Source organism: Acidithiobacillus thiooxidans ATCC 19377, assembly GCF_009662475.1.
GTDB classification, from domain to species: Bacteria; Pseudomonadota; Gammaproteobacteria; order Acidithiobacillales; family Acidithiobacillaceae; genus Acidithiobacillus; species Acidithiobacillus thiooxidans.
On record NZ_CP045571.1, the window covers coordinates 1,415,461 to 1,432,979 of the forward strand.

Genomic DNA, 17,519 nt, shown 5'->3' on the forward strand with positions numbered 1-17,519 from the left:
GACTATAGCTCTTTCAGAGGATCGACGGCGTCAGTGCATGAGGAGGTTGCATCAAGGAACTCAGGGAGCCGTACATCTGGTATTGGGGGTTGTTGCCTCTCGCATTAAGTCACCACGTTTTATCCGATACTGTCCAGGTTGCGTAACCGCTCAGCGTGAACAATATGGTGAGTATTTTTGGCTGAGAGAATGGCAGGTCGCCGGTGTGGAATCGTGCCCCGAACATGGCATGTTGAAGGATACGCAGATAGCTCGCCCACTGATTGAAAGGCATCGTTTTATCGCTGCCGCACCTGAATATTGTCATTTTATTAAACAGCAAAAGGGAATGAGGAATTCTGACTGGGTAGCAACTCAGGTGCGTCAGTTGTTGGCCCGACCTACCCAAGTGTCCCCAAGTTTAGAGCAATGGGCAGCGTACTACCGTAACCTTGCTTGCCGTCTGTGCCTCTCCCGAGGAAAAGCGCAAATTGACCACGCGTCGATAAGAGATAGGGTACTAATGGCTTGGCCCGCTACTTGGTTAACCAGAAATCGTCTGATGCCACGTTCTTCGTTTGCCGATGAATCAGACTGGCTGAAAGCAATCTTCCGCAAGCATCGGAAAAGTTTCAATTATCTTCAGCATATTGTGGTTCACCAGGCGCTGTTGGGTCGTCACTGGCGGATAGATGACGTGCTCAATGAGGTAAGCAGGACGCCAATCTGCGAAAAGTCCTCGCAAGTTCAGGTGGCTATACAAAAGTCCAGCAGCCAAACGCCAGATCAGGAGGTCTGGCGCGAATTGTTGTCCTCCCATCCACCCCAGAAAGCCAGAAAAACTGCATCAGCCCTGTATGCCCGGCTTTATCGAAATCATCGTGACTGGCTATTGGACATAAATTATCGTCATGCAGAAGGTAAGACAAATACTAACGTACCACGCATCGATTGGGACAAACGGGACCGGGAATATCTGCAAGCACTTCGACAACTGGCTACCTTTTTGAAGGCAAACGAACAAGGGCCCAGACGCTCAAAAACCTGCTATCTTCGGCTTCTCGGCAATTTTTCGACTCTTGAAAAGAACCTTCATCAAATGCCACGTACTTCGGCGTTTCTGGCAGTTAATTCGGAAAGCATCTCGCAGTACCAGATCCGACGTTTGCAAAATGCCTATGCGGAGTTGCGAAATCTGTTTGAGTCACCACCGAGGTGGCGATTGCTGCGAAACGCGGGATTAAGTGAAGAACGAATGACAGGACCTGCCAGACAATATTTGGAAGTTTTAGTGTGTCGGAGTACAGAATATGAAGTTAAAAGGGGTAGAAAATAATAGCGTTATTCGGGAGATTGGTTCTTTATTCCGCCGTCATGACGATTCTGGTTGGCATATCAATGTTAAACTGGAGCCTGGGCAGAAGAAACAACATGTGGGTGTTTCTCAAATTCCGACTTTAGCTAGACGCAGAGTGGTGAATGCAACCGAACAACCACTGCCTGCCGGATTCCTGAAACGTGTAGTGATAGAAAATACGCGCCTTTGGCTTACGGAACCTATCGATGCCTGTCCGATTCCCGTGGTGAGTCGGCAGGGGGATGGGCGGCAATGGTGTTTTAATTTTGAATTTGGCGGAACACGGTATTATCTTCCCCAGCTTGAATTGGCGCGAGCATTGTTTTTTCATCATGCCTATATAACACGTTTAGCATTAATTCCCGGCGGACTCTCGCATGAGTTCGATGTTCAGCGCATCGATAACTTGAGCAGAGCGCTTATCAATATTTTGCCAAACTGCACTCTGCCACTGTATGTCAGAGGAGACCATGAGTTAAGGCGGGCGTTAGCCTGGATATTGCTGGATGATGATGCACGGCAATCATTTGAAAGTATTGCCCGTTACCAACTGCAGAACGGATACGATACAGACAAGTATCGTCTGTGGAAATTTCAGTTTGAACCGCCGCCACTCGCCGGTGTTGCACTGACACTTCGAGGTCACTACCGTCAGGAACTGGAATCTTTTTTTGTGTATGAAATTCATGGTGTTTCCAATTTAACTTGTCATTGCCCCGCCAGCGTCGATTTTGTTGATCCCCGATTTGCCGTGAAGCGACCAGGCCAGGGCCGAGCTGTTCTATCCGGCCTACAATCAGGCCCGGAATTGGAAATCGATGACGAACAAGAACCCAAAACGGATAAAACTGAATTCCGGATTGAAACACCCGCTGTTACATTTGAGTTTGTTAATCCCATTCAGACCACGCGTATAGCCAAGGGTAAAGGTCAGGCCACTGGCCGAGGACAAGGAGGAACTCAGTCAGCCTTTCCAGAAAATAAGAGATTACAGGTGAGCACTGACGAAGCCAGTACACAAGGTATTCTACCGTCAGCAGACTATGATGGTCTCAGGGATAGGAGCGATGACACGGGTTTCTACGTAGGCAAGTTTAAAGCCTTTAATACAATGATATTGCAACTGGTTAGTAAGTCAAATTGCCACCATATCCATAGGGAGACCAGAAAACTTCCCGCTATTGACGGATACTCGAAACACATGCTTGCGGATGGTAATCCGCGTTATCTTACCTTCCATATAATCAGAAAAGATGACCAGGTGTACGCATTGATGGAGGTTGATACTTCCGATAATAAAAACAGTTTATCAACGCTGCTCTTGAGGCAGCAGGATATGCAGTTTGACTGGGAGCGGACTATTCGAGAATTAGAAATACGATTAATAAAGGGTTCTTTAGTCTGGCCAAGCAAATTTATAAAAAAAATCTTTGGTAATGGAGGAAAGCGCGTTACTCATCCAATATCCTCGGCTGAAAACAAATCGCTTTTGGATCAAGACGCCATACTGCGTTGGGCAGAGAGAGTTTACTTGGATATGGAATAATCTGAAGTCTCAATGCCGTTTTTCCGGGGTAAAAGTCTGTATGAGTAAAAAATTATGATAATATTCAGTTTATAGAAAAGACTTGTTGCCCCGCTATTTTTGTGGGAAGAGAAAGTGTTTCAGGGTCAGACAGCCAAAGATTGAATATATACTTGCAGTTGCCGTAGGCAGCGTTGGTAAGCGTCGACTGATTGGGTATTTTTTCCCAGTCCGACACAACCCTCAATGGAAGCGACAAGATAAAGTGCAATATCTTCGGGAGTCATGTCCGAGCGGACCTGCCCTTCGGATTGACCTTTTTTGAGTGCCTTTGCAATCCGTCGGTAACCTCAACGTAATAGATTGCCCTATCAATAACTATCGTTATGTCTTTGCAGGCAGTAACATTACAATCACATACAGCACTAGGGTTTTTGATTGCCACCACGAGGAGGACACCCGTGAATTTGCAAAGTCACAAAACAACCGGTAGGTCCTTTTCAACATACGTTGAGCCATCGCTTCAAAGTAGTCAGGTGTTGCTCGACTTTGGGATCAGCGAAACAGACTGGAAGAATCTCATTGATCATAGGGGTAACAAAACGAAGGCATTCGCCTGGATAGAGTCTCGATTGCAAGAAGTGTGCACTTTAAGTCGTGAAGCACAAAGAAGTTATTTGCGCGTGATGCTCAACAATTTGATGTATAGCGATAAGCAATAAGTTAGCCTCTTCTGGATCTGGAAGGAAATCAGAAAGTAGTGACAAAGAAAAACTATCTGTGAACTCAACAGGAAAGATGAAAGAATATATCGAAGAATCATCCAATACAGATTCAATCCACTGCTACCTGAGAGAAATCCGTCAGCAAGGGTTAATGACTGCAGAAGAAGAGGTTGCTCTTGGCCGGCAGGTCCAGGCCGGAGACATGGACGCAAGAAACACGATGATCGTCAGTAATCTCCGTCTGGTGATCAATTTGGCCAAGCGTTATCTCCGCCATGATCTCCCTCTTCTGGATTTGATTGAAGAAGGCAATCTGGGGCTGATGCGTGCGGTTGAAAAATTTGATCCCGAAAAAGGCTTTCGTTTCTCGACCTACGCTACCTGGTGGATTCGTCAGAGTATCGAGAGAGCCATAATGGATCAGGCACGCACGATCCGTATCCCTGTTCACGTTATGAAAAAAATCAGCGCGATCTTACGCACTACTCGGGAATTAGAGACTATTTTACAGCGTACACCTACGCCTGAAGAAATAGCAGAATCTATAAAATGGCCGGTAAGTGAAATTCACGAGTACCTCAAAAAAGACGTGCTAGTGACGTCCCTCGATACGCCGATTAGTCATGACGACAGGGGCAGTTCTCTGGCCGACATCATCCCTGACCCTAGTAGCAGTACAGAAGTGGCTTTAACTGCGCGTGATTTGTCATCACACGTTCATCAATGGGTCGGTCTCATGCCAGAAAAGCATCGGCAAGTGATTTTCTGGCGTTTTGGTCTTGATGGGACAGACGAAAACAGCCTCCAAGAAATTGGGGACCGCATGGGCGTTTCGCGAGATCGCGTTCGCCAGATCCAATCAGAAGCTTTGGAAATATTACGAGTCCGCATCAAAGCGGAGGGGCTGACTACAGAGATGCTGTTCGAATGAGTTTTGGGAGATGCAGAATCCCCTAGGCTTGAACAACGGTATCTTATGTCTTGGAGCCAGTCAGTATGTACTGGTACCCTTCGGCTGATCCCCGGAGTGAGGCAGATCAGATTGTTTACACGCTTGGGGCATGACTCCGTTAAACAGATTAATCGACTGCCTCAACTTTGCCACCCAGTTCGGACGGTATCCGAGGCCTGCATTGCGCATGAGCCTGCACAGATAAGGATGAACCGGCATGGTCCGTAGATCGCCATGATGCTAGTCAAGGAGGTTTATGATGAATCCAGTTTCCTGTGTTGGTATTGACGTAGCGAAAGCCAAATTCGATGTTGCCCTGCTGAAACCCGATGGTAAATATCGCAGCAAGGTCTTTTCCAATAATCCTGAGGGGTTCCGGCAATTCCTGGATTGGTTGGAAAAGCAGGAGGCCCTCAAGGCTCACCTCTGCATGGAAACCACTGGCGCCTATGGCCGAAGCCTGGCGCGCTTTCTGGCGCAACAACAGTTACTGATCAGTGTGATGAATCCTGCCTTGATTCACGCCTTTGGTAAAACCGAGCTTTCCCGGGCTAAAACAGACAAAGCGGATGCCCGGCTCATTGCCCGCTATTGCCAGATGCACCAACCTGCCCCTTGGGTGCCACCGGCAGAAGCCATTGTGACTCTCCAGGCTTTGGTACAGCGTCTGGATGACCTTCTGGGTATGCAGAATATGGAAAACAATCGCCTCGAAATGGCAGAGCCTGCCGCTCGCGCGTCCATTGAAGCCCTTTTGCTTACCATCCATCAGCAAATTGACGTCGTCCGCCGACAAATCCAGGATCATATGGATGATCACCCGGACCTGAAATCCCAAAAGGCGCTCCTGCTGAGTATTCCCGGCATCGGCGAGGCTACCGCAGCTATGCTGCTGGCTTTCCTCAGTCCACTCACGCGCTTTCATTCCGCCAAACAGGTCGTCGCCTATGCGGGACTCAACCCGCGTATTCGTGAGTCGGGCCAGTGGGCCGGTAAAAGCCATATTGCCAAGGCAGGCAATGTTCTTCTACGCAAAGCGCTGTACCTGCCAGCCGTAGTGGCCAAGCGTTACAATCCAGCGATCGCCGCCTTTTGCGATCGGTTACTGTCACGGGGTAAATGCCCTATGCAGGTGATCATTGCCGCCATGCGCAAGCTCCTGCATATCGCCTATGGCGTCCTCAAATCCGGTCAGCCGTTCGACCCTGAAAAAGCTCTTGCATAGACGTCATCAAGACGGTATCTGTTTAACACCCTGGACCGGACCCAACCGGGACTTCCCCTCAAAAAGGGCCGCGCAGAAACGATGACCCACGACTACAAACGTAATGGCACTACGACCTTGTTTGCCGCCCTCAACGTGCTGGATGGTCAGGTCATCGGGCAGTGTCAACAGCGCCATACCCATGTGGAATGGCTGAAGTTCCTGAAGAAAATTGATCGGCAGACGCCCAGGGACAAGGCTCTGCATCTGATCGCCGACAACTATGCGACTCATAAACACCCAGTAGTACAGGCGTGGCTCGACAAGCACCCGCGTATTCACATGCACTTCACGCCCACTTCGGCATCCTGGCTCAATATGGTCGAGCGTTTCTTTCGGGATATCACGACCCAGCGGTTACGTCGTGGGGTGTTCACCAGTGTGCCTGAACTCATCCAGGCCATTGAGGGGTACATCGACCACCACAACACCCATCCCAAACCCTTCATCTGGACCAAAACCGCCCGCGACATCCTGCAAAAGGTCATTCGCGCCAACAGCCACTTAAGCAGCAAACAGAATGCAACACTACACTAGTGTAGTGTTGCATTCTTGGTGAACCTTAAGGTTAATGATGATAAAATAGCTCCATGTTGAGGGTATGAATGGAGTCGAGCCTTGCGAGTTGCGCCCACAGTCACTTTAACCAGCGAAGAGCGGTCCGAGTTGTCCCGTATAGTCGCCTCCCGATTAAGCAGTGTCCGCTTGTCATTACGGGCACGGATGATATTGCTGGCGGCAGAGGGCTTGCAGAACAAAGAAATTGCGGAGCGCCTGGGGGTGGATCGCCTGCAAGTCGCACGTTGGCGCAAGCGTTATCTGGAACACCGCTTGTCGGGCATTGAACGCGATTTACCGCGCGGCGCCCCTCCGGTGAAAGTGGATGTGGCCCGTCTGGTAGAATTGACCACGCAGAGTAAGCCGGAAGCGATGACGCATTGGAGTACGCGTAGGATGGCGGCAGAACTGGGTGTCAGTGCCGCCAGTGTGTCACGGCATTGGCGCAAGCATGGCCTCAAGCCTCATCTGCTGCGTGGTTTCAAGGTGTCACGTGACCCGCATTTTGTGGAAAAGCTGGAAGATATTGTGGGGTTGTATATGTCTCCCCCGGAGCATGCCTTGGTGCTCTGCGTGGATGAAAAAAGTCAGGTACAGGCCCTGGACCGGACCCAACCGGGACTCCCCCTCAAAAAGGGCCGCGCAGAAACGATGACCCACGACTACAAACGTAATGGCACTACGACCTTGTTTGCCGCCCTCAACGTGCTGGATGGTCAGGTCATCGGACAGTGTCAACAGCGCCATACCCATGTGGAATGGCTGAAGTTCCTGAAGAAAATTGATCGGCAGACGCCCAGGGACAAGGCTCTGCATCTGATTGCCGACAACTATGCGACCCATAAACACCCGGTAGTACAGGCGTGGCTCGACAAGCACCCGCGTATTCACATGCACTTCACGCCCACTTCGGCATCCTGGCTCAACATGGTCGAGCGTTTCTTTCGGGATATCACGACCCAGCGGTTACGTCGTGGGGTGTTCACCAGTGTGCCTGAACTCATCCAGGCCATTGAGGGGTACATCGACCACCACAACACCCATCCCAAACCTTTCATCTGGACCAAAACCGCCCGCGACATCCTGCAAAAAGTCATTCGCGCCAACAGCCATTTAAGCAGCAAACAGAATGCAACACTACACTAGATGGCCGGAAGCTCATATTTGACGATCACATAACTACCAGAAGATGAGCTAGATGGTAACTTTTTTGGGACCCCGATGAAGTTTTTGTTCTGGCGTCGGGTCCTTCATGCCTGAACTGGAGGCTTCAATGATCGTGGCAGAAACGTTGTCGGCATCGAAGTAAAGGAGCGGATTTCGGCCCAATCTTCAACTCCGCGCCGGGCAAACTCAATCTCTAAACCCCACACCATAACAAAACTTTGCTATAATCTGGGGTGTTTAGTGGTTTTTGACGTCCACCTAAAGATATAAGGTCTATGATTATCAAAGCAATATGCTGCGCCTGTGGCGCCGAAGCGGTTTCTTTACCAGAATTAACTCAAATTCAAGTAGAGACTTTGTGTATTCAGCCTCTGCATTGGTCTGAATGCGCAACATGCTCATTCTTTGGGCTGCTCTCATGCTGGCGGTCTGTAACTCTGCGTTATTGCGAGGGAGAATCAATGCTACATGCTCAGTTGGTGTCTACAGGAAAATTATCTAAGGAACAGGTTTCGACTACCGAAAAGAATAAAAAACATTCAAAGCAGACTCAGACGTGGTCAGAAAGCATGTTGTGCGCATGAATTAAGTTTATAAGCCTATCCTACAGGCTGAGGCGGCTGAAACATTATCGAAGGAGTTCTTTATGAGTCATTTGCTGGATCGCCTGAAGTACTTAGTTCGTTACCACGAATCCTTCTCGGATGGACATGGTGTCAAATTGCAGGATGATCGCCTCTGGGAAGACGCATATCGGCATCGCTGGCGGTATGACAAGGTAGTACGCACGACTCATGGTGTAAACTGTACAGGCGGTTGCAGTTGGAATGTCCATGTCAAAAACGGGCTGGTTGTTTTTGAGATGCAGGCGCATGATTACCCGCAAACGCGCCCAGACCTACCCAACCACGAACCTCGCGGTTGTCAACGAGGTGCCAGTTTTTCCTGGTATTTATATAGTCCTCATCGTATCAAATACCCCATGATCCGTGGACGGTTGCTGGAACTATATCGCCATGAAAGAGCCACGGGGAAAGATCCAGTAGAAGCTTGGAGAGCCATTCAGGAAGACCCAAAAAAACGCAGTAGTTACATCGCAGTGCGTGGATTGGGTGGTTTCGTCCGCAGTGGCTGGGATGAAATCAACGAAATCATTGCGGCTGCGAATATTTATACCATATTACGTTACGGACCTGATCGTATCGCTGGATTCTCTGTCATTCCTGCAATGTCGATGATCAGCTACGCTGCTGGAACACGGTATCTTTCATTGATTGGGGGCGTACCACTGAGTTTCTATGATTGGTATTGCGACCTCCCACCATCTTCACCTCAAGTCTGGGGAGAGCAGACCGACGTACCAGAATCAGCCGATTGGTATAATTCTACCTATATCATCGTAGCTGGAACCAATATTCCGGCGACACGTACCCCTGATGCCCATTTTTATTCTGAGGTCAGATATAAAGGTACCAAAGTCGTCGCGATAGCCCCAGATTATGCGGAATACGTAAAATTTGCCGATGAGTGGTTACCTGTACGAGCGGGCACCGATGCTGCGTTATTTCTAGCAATGGGTCATGTGGTATTACAGGAATTCTTTTTGCAAAAAAGGACATCCTATTTTCAAGATTATGCAAGACAATTCACTGACCTGCCGATGCAAATACTATTAAGACCGTTGGATGATACCCGATACACCAGCGATCGTTTTTTACGGGCCTCTGATTTTGATAATCAGCTGGGTCAAAATGAAAATCCCGAATGGAAAACTATCGTTTATGATACGAAAAGCGAGAGTTATCGATGCCCCAAAGGATCCATAGGTTTTCGGTGGAGTCAAACTGAGGGTAACTGGAACCTGCTACAAGAAGATGCGACAACGAACGAATACATTGAGGCAGAATTATCCTGCTTAGGTTTACAAGATATCGTGCTCCAAGTGGTTTTTCCTGATTATGGCAATAGTGACGGCCAAGCAAAGCTGGTTGAACGCAAGATCCCGGCGCGCCGTTTACAAACTACGCATGGTGAACAATTTGTTTGTTCCGTCTTTGATCTGTTGCTTGCACAATATGGCGTCAACCGTGCCGAAATCGAAGGCACGACCGATGCAAACTATACAGATAGCAATCAGCTTTTCACTCCAGCTTGGCAGCAAGGCATTACCGGTATTCCACAAGAGAATTGCATAAGAATCGCGCAAGAGTTTGCGGAAAACGCCGTGCTTACACAAGGGAAGTCCATGGTGATTGTCGGTGCCGGAACCAATCATTGGTACCATAACGATATGAATTATCGGTCAATTATTAATCTTGTGCATCTTTGTGGATGTGTTGGTCAAAGTGGCGGAGGCTGGGCACATTATGTTGGTCAGGAAGCACTTCGACCCCAGGCTGGGTGGTTACCTTTGGCTTTTGCTGGCGACTGGCATCTACACTCGCGCCAAGCAGCGGGGACTAGTTACTGGTATTTACATACGGACCAATGGCGCTATGAGCGCGTCACCGCTGATAGCCTCATGCATCCTGCCGCAAAAGCCAGCTACAAAGGCCACACATTGGCAGATTACAATATTGTGGCCGAGCGTTTGGGATGGCTTCCCGCCGCACCCCACTTTCAAAGTAACCCATTAGATATCGCCGAAGCCGCCAGCCAGGATTCAAAAGGTGTTGCGGATTATGTTGCTCATGAACTTCATAACGGACACCTCACTTTTGCCAGTGAAGATATTGACCACCAAGAGAATTGGCCGCGCAATCTGTTCGTCTGGCGCAGTAACCTGATCGGTACCAACGCGAAAGGTCATGAATACTTTCTCAAGCATCTTCTCGGGGCCGAAAATGCCGTGCTGGGAGAAGATGGCTCGGGCAGAGCTTCGCAAGAAATCCAGTGGCACGAGAAAGCCCCCGTTGGCAAGCTGGACTTAATGATAGATATCAACTTTAGGTTAAATAGCACTGGGGCCTATGCGGATATTATCCTGCCAACGGCTACATGGTACGAAAAGGACGACCTGAACACCACAGACATGCATCCCTTCATCCACCCTCTTGGTGCTGCAGTGGATCCAGGTTGGGAAAGTCGCAGCGATTGGCAGATTTTTCGGCATTTAGCCAAAAGCTTTTCAACACTTGCTGAAAAACATCTCGGGAAAAGAAAGGATTTGCTTGCTATTTCACTACTTCACGATACCCCTAATGAGCTGGGACAAGCTGTGGGAGTCAGCGATTGGAAACGTGAAGGAAAAATTCCAGAGCCTGGACGTACTTGTCCAAATTTTGAAATTGTGGAACGTGATTATCCGCATATTTATGAACAGTACAGCAGCATTGGACCGCTGCTGGCCACTCACGGCAATGGTGCAAAGGGCGAGCATTGGGAGACCGGGCAAGAAATTTCGGAATTGCTGGCGATTAACGGAACATTCCCTTCTTCAGGAAAGGGTAAAGAAGACGCTCGTCCCTCCCTTGAGAGTGATATCAACGCATGCAATATGGTTCTTCATCTCTCCCCGGAGACTAACGGAGAAGTGGCGCATAAAGGATGGCTGTCGTTGAGCACCAAAACTGGACTTTCTCTAACCAAACTTGCCAACGATCGCCGGGGTGAGAAATTTAGCTTTCATGACTTGCAAGTACAACCCCGAAAGGTGATTTCATCTCCTTCATGGAGTGGTCTGATGTCGGAAGAAGTCAGTTACAATGCTGGATATGTAAATGTGCACTATGCCACGCCCTATAGAACACTCACCGGACGTGGTCAGTTTTATCTGGATCATGAATGGATGTTGGATTTTGGTGAAGGTCTTTGTACCTATCGCCCGCCTTTAACCACACACGCCGTCGCAGGCTTGCCTGAGGCCATCGCCCAACAGGGTGGCATCGTATTACGGTTTCTTACGCCACACGACAAATGGGGTATTCATAGCACCTATCATGACGATTTGCGCATGATGCACCTTTCCCGAGGGGGTCCACATATCTGGCTCAGCGAGAAAGATGCCGATCAGCTTAAAATATCTGATAACGACTGGTTAGAAGCAGTTAATGAAAATGGTGCCCTTATGGCACGTGCGGTGGTGAGCCAACGCATTCCAGAAGGGGTGGCCATCATGTATCACCAACAGGAAAAAACACTGAATGTTCCAGGTGCGCCAAGCACAGGTAAACGTGGTGGCATCAATAACAGTGCTACTCGGGTGATTGTCAAACCGACCCATATGATCGGTGGCTATGCACAACTTGCCTGGACACTGAATTATTATGGACCTGTCGGAAGTCAGCGCGATGCTGAAGTACTGATTCGCAAGGTAGACGATGCGCAAATCTCGTGGATGGAAAAGCAGTTAGGCCCGGATCTAGAGACAGAACTGCGTCAAGCAGTGGAGGAAAGTCAATGAAAGTACGTGCACAATTTGCTCTCGTTTTTAATCTAGATAAGTGCATCGGTTGTCATACATGCTCGGTGACCTGCAAAAATACCTGGACCAACCGTCGAGGAACGGAATATATCTGGTTCAATAATGTCGAAACCAAACCAGGAATAGGTTATCCCAAAAACTGGGAAAATCAGGACCAATGGCATGGCGGGTGGATATTGAAGAATGGTAAGTTATCCTTAAAACAAGGTGGTCGTTTCTGGGAGCTGATGACTATTTTTGCCAATCCACATTTACCCGAGATTTTGGACTACTACGAACCTTTTACGTACGACTATGCACATCTCCTCAATGCACAATTATCAGAAACAGCACCGGTCGCACGCCCAGTTTCACTGGTGAGCGGTCAGGTTATGGAAAAAATTGAATGGAGTGCGAACTGGGAAGATCAATTGGGTGGTACTTATCAAACGCGATCTGTCGATTACAATCTTAGAGATGTCCCAGGCAAAGACCTTTTGGGGGAATTCGAGAAAACCTTTCTTTTTTATTTACCACGCATGTGTAACCATTGCTTAAATCCGGCCTGCGTTGCTGCGTGCCCTTCTGGGGCCATTTATAAACGAGAAGAGGATGGCATTGTTCTCATTGATCAGGATCGCTGTCGCGGTTGGCGTATGTGTATCTCTGCGTGCCCATATAAAAAGGTATATTTCAATTGGGACTCCGGTAAATCGGAAAAATGTATTGCTTGCTATCCCCGAGTTGAATCAGGATTGCCAACTATCTGCTCAGACACCTGTGTGGGGCGTATCCGTTACAATGGCATTATGTTGTACGATGCGGACCGCATTGCTGAACTGGCCGGCACGACTGAAGAACAGGATCTTTATGAAGCACAAATGAACATTTTTCTTAACCCGCACGATCCAGAGGTAATCGCACAAGCACGCCTCGATGACGTTCCTGATTCATGGATTGATGCAGCACAGCGCTCGCCTATTTACAAAATGGCGATGGACTGGAAAATAGCACTACCTTTGCATCCTGAATTCCGAACCCTCCCCATGGTCTGGTATATCCCACCTTTATCACCTATGGGGCGCGAAATATCACCACGAAATATTCCCAGTAAGGCAGAGGACATAATTCCACGCTTGGAATCATTGCGTATACCAATCGACTATCTAGCCAGTCTTTTTACGGCGGGGAACCATAAGCCAGTAATCGCATCGTTGAAAAAACTCATTGCTTTGCGAGCCTATCAGCGCAGTCTACATGTTCAAGGCGTGCCTAATACAGAGGTTTTAGACGGAGCCGATTTGGACGAGGCCACCGCTCAGGATATGTATCGGTATCTGGCCATAGCCAATTATGAAGATCGGTTTGTGATCCCTACCAGCCATCAGGAAACCATGATGGATGATCCATACGATTTTCAAGGACAAAATGGCTTTGTGTTTGGTAACGAAAGTAGTGTGGGTATCAGCGCTGGAGAGCTATTCCCAAGGCGTCGCAAAGAAACACCAGCGGCGAACGTGCAGCCGCTCCATTTCGTTCGGCACCGGGGAAACGTATGAGTATCTTTCATCAACCCATTTTGCACGTTGTGGCACTGCTACTGGATTATCCAGACGACGAACTCCTACAGAACCTACCAGAGATCGCCTTCGCACTAGAATCACTAGACAATGCGCACAAGAAAGAAGTTATTATGTTGCACGATCATATAAAGTGGATGCAAAGTCTGGCCCCTTTGCAATTAGAAGCTTTATATGTGAATACATTTGACTGGAATCCCAGTTGCGACCTGCATCTGAGTAATCACATCCTTCCTGAGGATGATCGTGGCCGAGGCGACGTTCTCGTCCGACTTCTTGAATACTACTCTACTTATGGATGGGCTCCAGGTGCTCGGGCGTTGCCAGACTTCCTACCTGTTGTTTTGGATTTCGCGGCAACCTTAGAGATAGAGGAGTCTTACATCTTTCTGAGCAGCGCAGACGAAAGTATTCAGATATTGCGAAACAATCTTTCAGAAATACAGAGTCCCTATGCCCGTTTATTAGAACCAGTACTGTATCGCAGTCATTTTCTTTCACCTATTTCATCAGGAGTTTCTGTATGATCTGGTCTTGGAATACCTTCTTGTTTGGCATCTATCCTTACATAGCCGGAACAATATTCTTGTTGGGTTCAATTATTCGCTATGAACGTGAGCAAGCTGGCTGGACTAGCTATTCCAGCCAGATTTTAGCATCGAAACGCTATATGATGTGGGCGAGTAATCTCTGGCATATAGGCATACTGACGCTTTTTCTCGGACATTTTACGGGATTTCTGACCGACATCCTGGAATGGCTAGGTTTAGATCCTGTCGAGCATCAATGGCTTGCTGCTAGCGCAGGTATCACAGCCGGAGTGGTGGCAATGGTTGGTGGAGTTATGCTTTTATTACGCAGAGTGCTTGATCCAAAAGTACGTTACGCTAGTCGCCCTATGGATATTATTATATTAGTATGGTTATTGATCACACTTTGCTTTGGTTTGAGCACCCAATTCATCAGTGTGCCCGAAGTGATTCATGATCATGTCCAAAATATGGAAATACTTATTCATTATGTTCGAAGTATTGCCGAGTTTCAAGCCAATCCGCAACTCATTATAAACATTCCATTGATCTATAAGGTGCACATGTTTTGTGGATTTACTGTATTTCTCCTTTTTCCTTTCAGTAGGCTTGTGCATATATGGACCGTACCATTAAATTATGTTGTCAGGCCTTATCAGTTGGTACGCTCAAAGATTCGTTCCGTCGTTTAATAGAGAGAATACATCTTCTATTAAAGCGGAATCGTTTGGGAAAATTCGATTAATCATTATTATAGAATGGAGGTAACGTGGGAGCCACCCAACCCACAGTAACCGGATCGGCCAACCGCGCATTAATTGGCGCAACCATAGGATTTTTTATTGGTGCAGGGTCTGTTTCCCTGTTTGGGCCAACCGCACACATCTTTCTGAAAGCTATGCACCTGTCTCCCCAACAAGTGGGACTATTGGTAGCTATGCCTATGCTCACTGGATCCCTGCTGCGCATACCCTTTGGTGCATCTGTTGACAGGAATGGTGGTCGATTACCCTTTCTTGTATTGCTAATTGCATCCGTTATTGGTATTGCCGGGCTTTATTGGATGCTTCTGACGCTATATCCGAATCATCTTACGGAAAAATACTATCCGATGCTATTAACCTTTGGTGCACTAGCAGGGTGTGGAATTGCCACATTCTCTGTTGGTATTGGACAGGTATCGTATTGGTACTCAAAAAAGAAGCAAGGATGGGCGCTCGCCGTTTTTGGTGGACTCGGTGATTCATCACCAGGATTTGTTGTCTTGATATTGCCGGCTGTTATTATGACCGTCGGCCTTTGGGGTGGGTATTTATTTTCCTTGGCAATTATTATCGTTGGAATAATAATTTATTACCTCATGGGATTGAATGCACCATATTACCAATTCTATAAACGAAACCATGATACTGCTCGTGCTACTGAGGAAGCCAAAAAGTACGGTCAAGAGCTTTTTCCTACTGGCGGAACCTGGCATACGCTCCTTTTATCGGCAAAGCATTGGCGGACCTGGCCTCTAGTTATTCTGTATTTTACAAATTTTGGCGGATTTCTTGCATTAACTGCATGGTTGCCTATTTTCTGGCAAACGTATTTTCATGTGGGTGCATTTCATTCCGTAGTGCTTACTGCGGTATTTTCATTAATTGCAGCATTTATTCGTGTTTATGGTGGAAAATTGTCTGACGAGATGGGTGGCGAAAAGACCGCAGTTATTTCGCTGATTGTATTGCTAGTTGGATCTGTAATTATGACTTTTTCCAGCTTGTTATGGTTAACCATCATTGGGGAAATATTGGTTGGTGCGGGTATGGGGGTGAATAATGCTGCGGTGTTTAAACTGGTTCCACATTACGTGCCAGATGCTGTAGGTGGTACTGCGGGTTGGGTCGGAGGATTGGGGTGTCTTGGTGGTTTCGCAATTCCTCCGATACTAGGAGATATCGTTGCATTAGTGGGTATCAACGGCTACGCCTTAGGTTTCGGTATATATATTATATTATCCATCTTATGTTTGTTATTGGTTTGGTTGCTGTATAGAACCAGAGCAAATCTCACGGCACATCTCAGTCGCTGATATTTCTCGTGATTGAGTATTCTTTGCTATCATTCTGTCTGCCCACTACCGCTAAAGAACAAAATGAAAATTTTCTCTCTCGTTGAGCCATGGGTTTCCTGGTACAGAAGAGCCAAAACGACGCTTACTATTGATGTATTTGATTAATCTCTTACCGAAACTGCCCATTAACAATGGAGCCTTAAGATGATATGGAATAATTACTTACTAAACAGCCTGCACAGAGTTTGTACTTTTGAGGTATTGAATCAAGCGTTCACACGTAGAAGCAGATCTGCAACGACAATCAAAGCCGCAAAAGAAAAGCCTACGAAATGGCTTATAACCATTCTGCTTTGTTATTCACTATTGCTCAGTTATGGGGTGGCGTGGGCCGCCAATGAGCCTGCTTGGGGCCACGGACCTTACCGAATGCTCTTTGAAGTCGACTCAGCAAAACCATCAGCGTGGACGATGACTCTTGGTGCAGTCACTCACATCGTCCACAAGGTCGGCATTCCACCTGCCCGGTTGGAAGTGTTGGCCTGGGGGCCTGGCCTGCAAATGCTCTTAAAGAATGCTCCGGATGCCATGGAAATTACCATTTTACAGATGCGTGGAGTTCGTTTCGTAGCCTGTCAAACATCCATGCGTCGGCTGCATATTACGGCGCGTCAATTAGCTCCCGGAGTGAATGTAGTGGCTGGAGGCATGGCAGAGCTGATGAAACGTCATAATGAAGGTTGGGCCGAAGTCAAAATGTAGAGCCTGGTTGCAATGTTCCCAAAACCTACGTAATCACCACCCCCCTGCCGCTAGCACGATTAAGAATCGTGACGCAGGGAGAAACACAGACGTCTTCCTTCTTTCCCGACGCAAAGGAGTACCTTTATCATGTCACTTTTTGTTACTGCTCCTGACTTTGATGATCCTATTGGTCTACTGCTGGCCTGTCATAACAAAATTTTGAGCCATTGCGAAACACTGGAACAGTTGCCTGCACATCTGGTCAGTCACGGACCAGATGAGGAAGCCAGGCAGGCTGCTGGGCGTGTCCTCAAATATTTCTGTCAGGCTGAACGCCTTCATCATGACGATGAAGAACAAAATCTTTTCCCTTTACTCACTGCTTACCCCGATTTTCCAGAAAACCTACGCGCCCCCTTACACAATCTGAGCCTACAGCATCGTGATCTAGAAAAAGCATGGTCAAAACTTTCTCAAGATCTGGAAGCGATAGTGGCCGGGAAAGAAGTTCATCTTTCTCCAACCGCTTTCATCGCTATGAATCGCGCCCACATTATCCTCGAAAACAATGAAATCTTTCCCGTAGCCCTACAATTGTTGTCGAGGGATACCCTGGTCGAAATTGGTGCGGCCATGCGAGCACGTCATGTCGGGCCACTCACATAATCCATGTTTAA

Annotated in this window: 12 protein-coding genes and 2 pseudogenes; all 14 read left to right on the plus strand. The window is 47.8% G+C overall.

Annotated elements, in window-relative coordinates; genetic code table 11:
* Positions 1-37: 37 nt before the first annotated feature.
* A pseudogene (locus GCD22_RS18920) lies at positions 38-220 on the plus strand (TniQ family protein); the annotation flags it as partial.
* Between the two features lie 9 nt (positions 221-229).
* On the plus strand, positions 230-1,315 hold the full coding sequence (locus GCD22_RS07390; RefSeq protein ID WP_244947603.1) for a TnsD family Tn7-like transposition protein: 1,086 nt from the start codon (positions 230-232) through the stop codon (positions 1,313-1,315).
* On the plus strand, positions 1,290-2,882 hold the full coding sequence (locus tag GCD22_RS07395) for a Tn7-like element transposition protein TnsE (RefSeq protein ID WP_153940552.1): 1,593 nt from the start codon (positions 1,290-1,292) through the stop codon (positions 2,880-2,882). Before GCD22_RS07390 ends, GCD22_RS07395 begins: the two co-directional genes overlap by 26 nt.
* 777 nt (positions 2,883-3,659) lie before the next feature.
* Complete coding sequence (locus tag GCD22_RS07400) at positions 3,660-4,517, plus strand: sigma-70 family RNA polymerase sigma factor (protein ID WP_153940553.1); 858 nt, start codon at positions 3,660-3,662, stop codon at positions 4,515-4,517.
* A gap of 277 nt (positions 4,518-4,794) precedes the next feature.
* Positions 4,795-5,763 (plus strand): IS110 family RNA-guided transposase, encoded by a 969-nt coding sequence (locus GCD22_RS07405; protein WP_211371696.1) that lies wholly within the window; start codon positions 4,795-4,797, stop codon positions 5,761-5,763.
* 30 nt (positions 5,764-5,793) lie between these two features.
* Positions 5,794-6,339, plus strand: a pseudogene (locus GCD22_RS07410) (IS630 family transposase); the annotation flags it as partial.
* Positions 6,340-6,420: 81 nt separating this feature from the next.
* Entirely contained in the window at positions 6,421-7,506 is a 1,086-nt protein-coding gene (locus GCD22_RS07415; protein WP_065972780.1) for an IS630 family transposase, read from the plus strand.
* Positions 7,507-8,173: 667 nt separating this feature from the next.
* Entirely contained in the window at positions 8,174-11,929 is a 3,756-nt protein-coding gene (locus tag GCD22_RS07420) for a nitrate reductase subunit alpha (RefSeq protein ID WP_153940554.1), read from the plus strand.
* Complete coding sequence (gene narH / locus GCD22_RS07425; RefSeq protein ID WP_153940555.1) at positions 11,926-13,488, plus strand: nitrate reductase subunit beta; 1,563 nt, start codon at positions 11,926-11,928, stop codon at positions 13,486-13,488. Before GCD22_RS07420 ends, narH begins: the two co-directional genes overlap by 4 nt.
* Positions 13,485-14,036 (plus strand): nitrate reductase molybdenum cofactor assembly chaperone, encoded by a 552-nt coding sequence (gene narJ, locus GCD22_RS07430; RefSeq protein WP_035219302.1) that lies wholly within the window; start codon positions 13,485-13,487, stop codon positions 14,034-14,036. Before narH ends, narJ begins: the two co-directional genes overlap by 4 nt.
* Positions 14,033-14,731 (plus strand): respiratory nitrate reductase subunit gamma, encoded by a 699-nt coding sequence (gene narI / locus GCD22_RS07435; RefSeq protein ID WP_024895362.1) that lies wholly within the window; start codon positions 14,033-14,035, stop codon positions 14,729-14,731. The genes narJ and narI overlap by 4 nt, the downstream gene beginning before the upstream one ends.
* Before the next feature lie 77 nt (positions 14,732-14,808).
* Positions 14,809-16,116, plus strand: a complete 1,308-nt coding sequence (locus GCD22_RS07440; RefSeq protein ID WP_153940556.1) for an MFS transporter — start codon at positions 14,809-14,811, stop codon at positions 16,114-16,116.
* 186 nt (positions 16,117-16,302) lie between these two features.
* Complete coding sequence (locus GCD22_RS07445) at positions 16,303-16,860, plus strand: DsrE family protein (RefSeq protein ID WP_077273039.1); 558 nt, start codon at positions 16,303-16,305, stop codon at positions 16,858-16,860.
* Positions 16,861-16,989: 129 nt separating this feature from the next.
* Entirely contained in the window at positions 16,990-17,508 is a 519-nt protein-coding gene (locus GCD22_RS07450; RefSeq protein WP_065973792.1) for a hemerythrin domain-containing protein, read from the plus strand.
* The last annotated feature ends 11 nt before the right edge of the window (positions 17,509-17,519 follow it).

Excerpts from the sequence above, each read along its gene's own strand:
- GCD22_RS07400 (WP_153940553.1), top strand. The coding sequence starts at position 3,660 with ATGAAAGAATATATCGAAGAATCATCCAATACAGATTCAATCCACTGC.
- GCD22_RS07450 (WP_065973792.1), top strand. The coding sequence starts at position 16,990 with ATGTCACTTTTTGTTACTGCTCCTGACTTTGATGATCCTATTGGTCTA.
- GCD22_RS07405 (WP_211371696.1), top strand. The coding sequence starts at position 4,795 with ATGATGAATCCAGTTTCCTGTGTTGGTATTGACGTAGCGAAAGCCAAA.
- GCD22_RS07390 (WP_244947603.1), top strand. The coding sequence starts at position 230 with ATGTTGAAGGATACGCAGATAGCTCGCCCACTGATTGAAAGGCATCGT.
- GCD22_RS07395 (WP_153940552.1), top strand. The coding sequence starts at position 1,290 with ATGAAGTTAAAAGGGGTAGAAAATAATAGCGTTATTCGGGAGATTGGT.
- GCD22_RS07445 (WP_077273039.1), top strand. The coding sequence starts at position 16,303 with ATGATATGGAATAATTACTTACTAAACAGCCTGCACAGAGTTTGTACT.
- narI (WP_024895362.1), top strand. The coding sequence starts at position 14,033 with ATGATCTGGTCTTGGAATACCTTCTTGTTTGGCATCTATCCTTACATA.
- narH (WP_153940555.1), top strand. The coding sequence starts at position 11,926 with ATGAAAGTACGTGCACAATTTGCTCTCGTTTTTAATCTAGATAAGTGC.
- narJ (WP_035219302.1), top strand. The coding sequence starts at position 13,485 with ATGAGTATCTTTCATCAACCCATTTTGCACGTTGTGGCACTGCTACTG.
- GCD22_RS07420 (WP_153940554.1), top strand. The coding sequence starts at position 8,174 with ATGAGTCATTTGCTGGATCGCCTGAAGTACTTAGTTCGTTACCACGAA.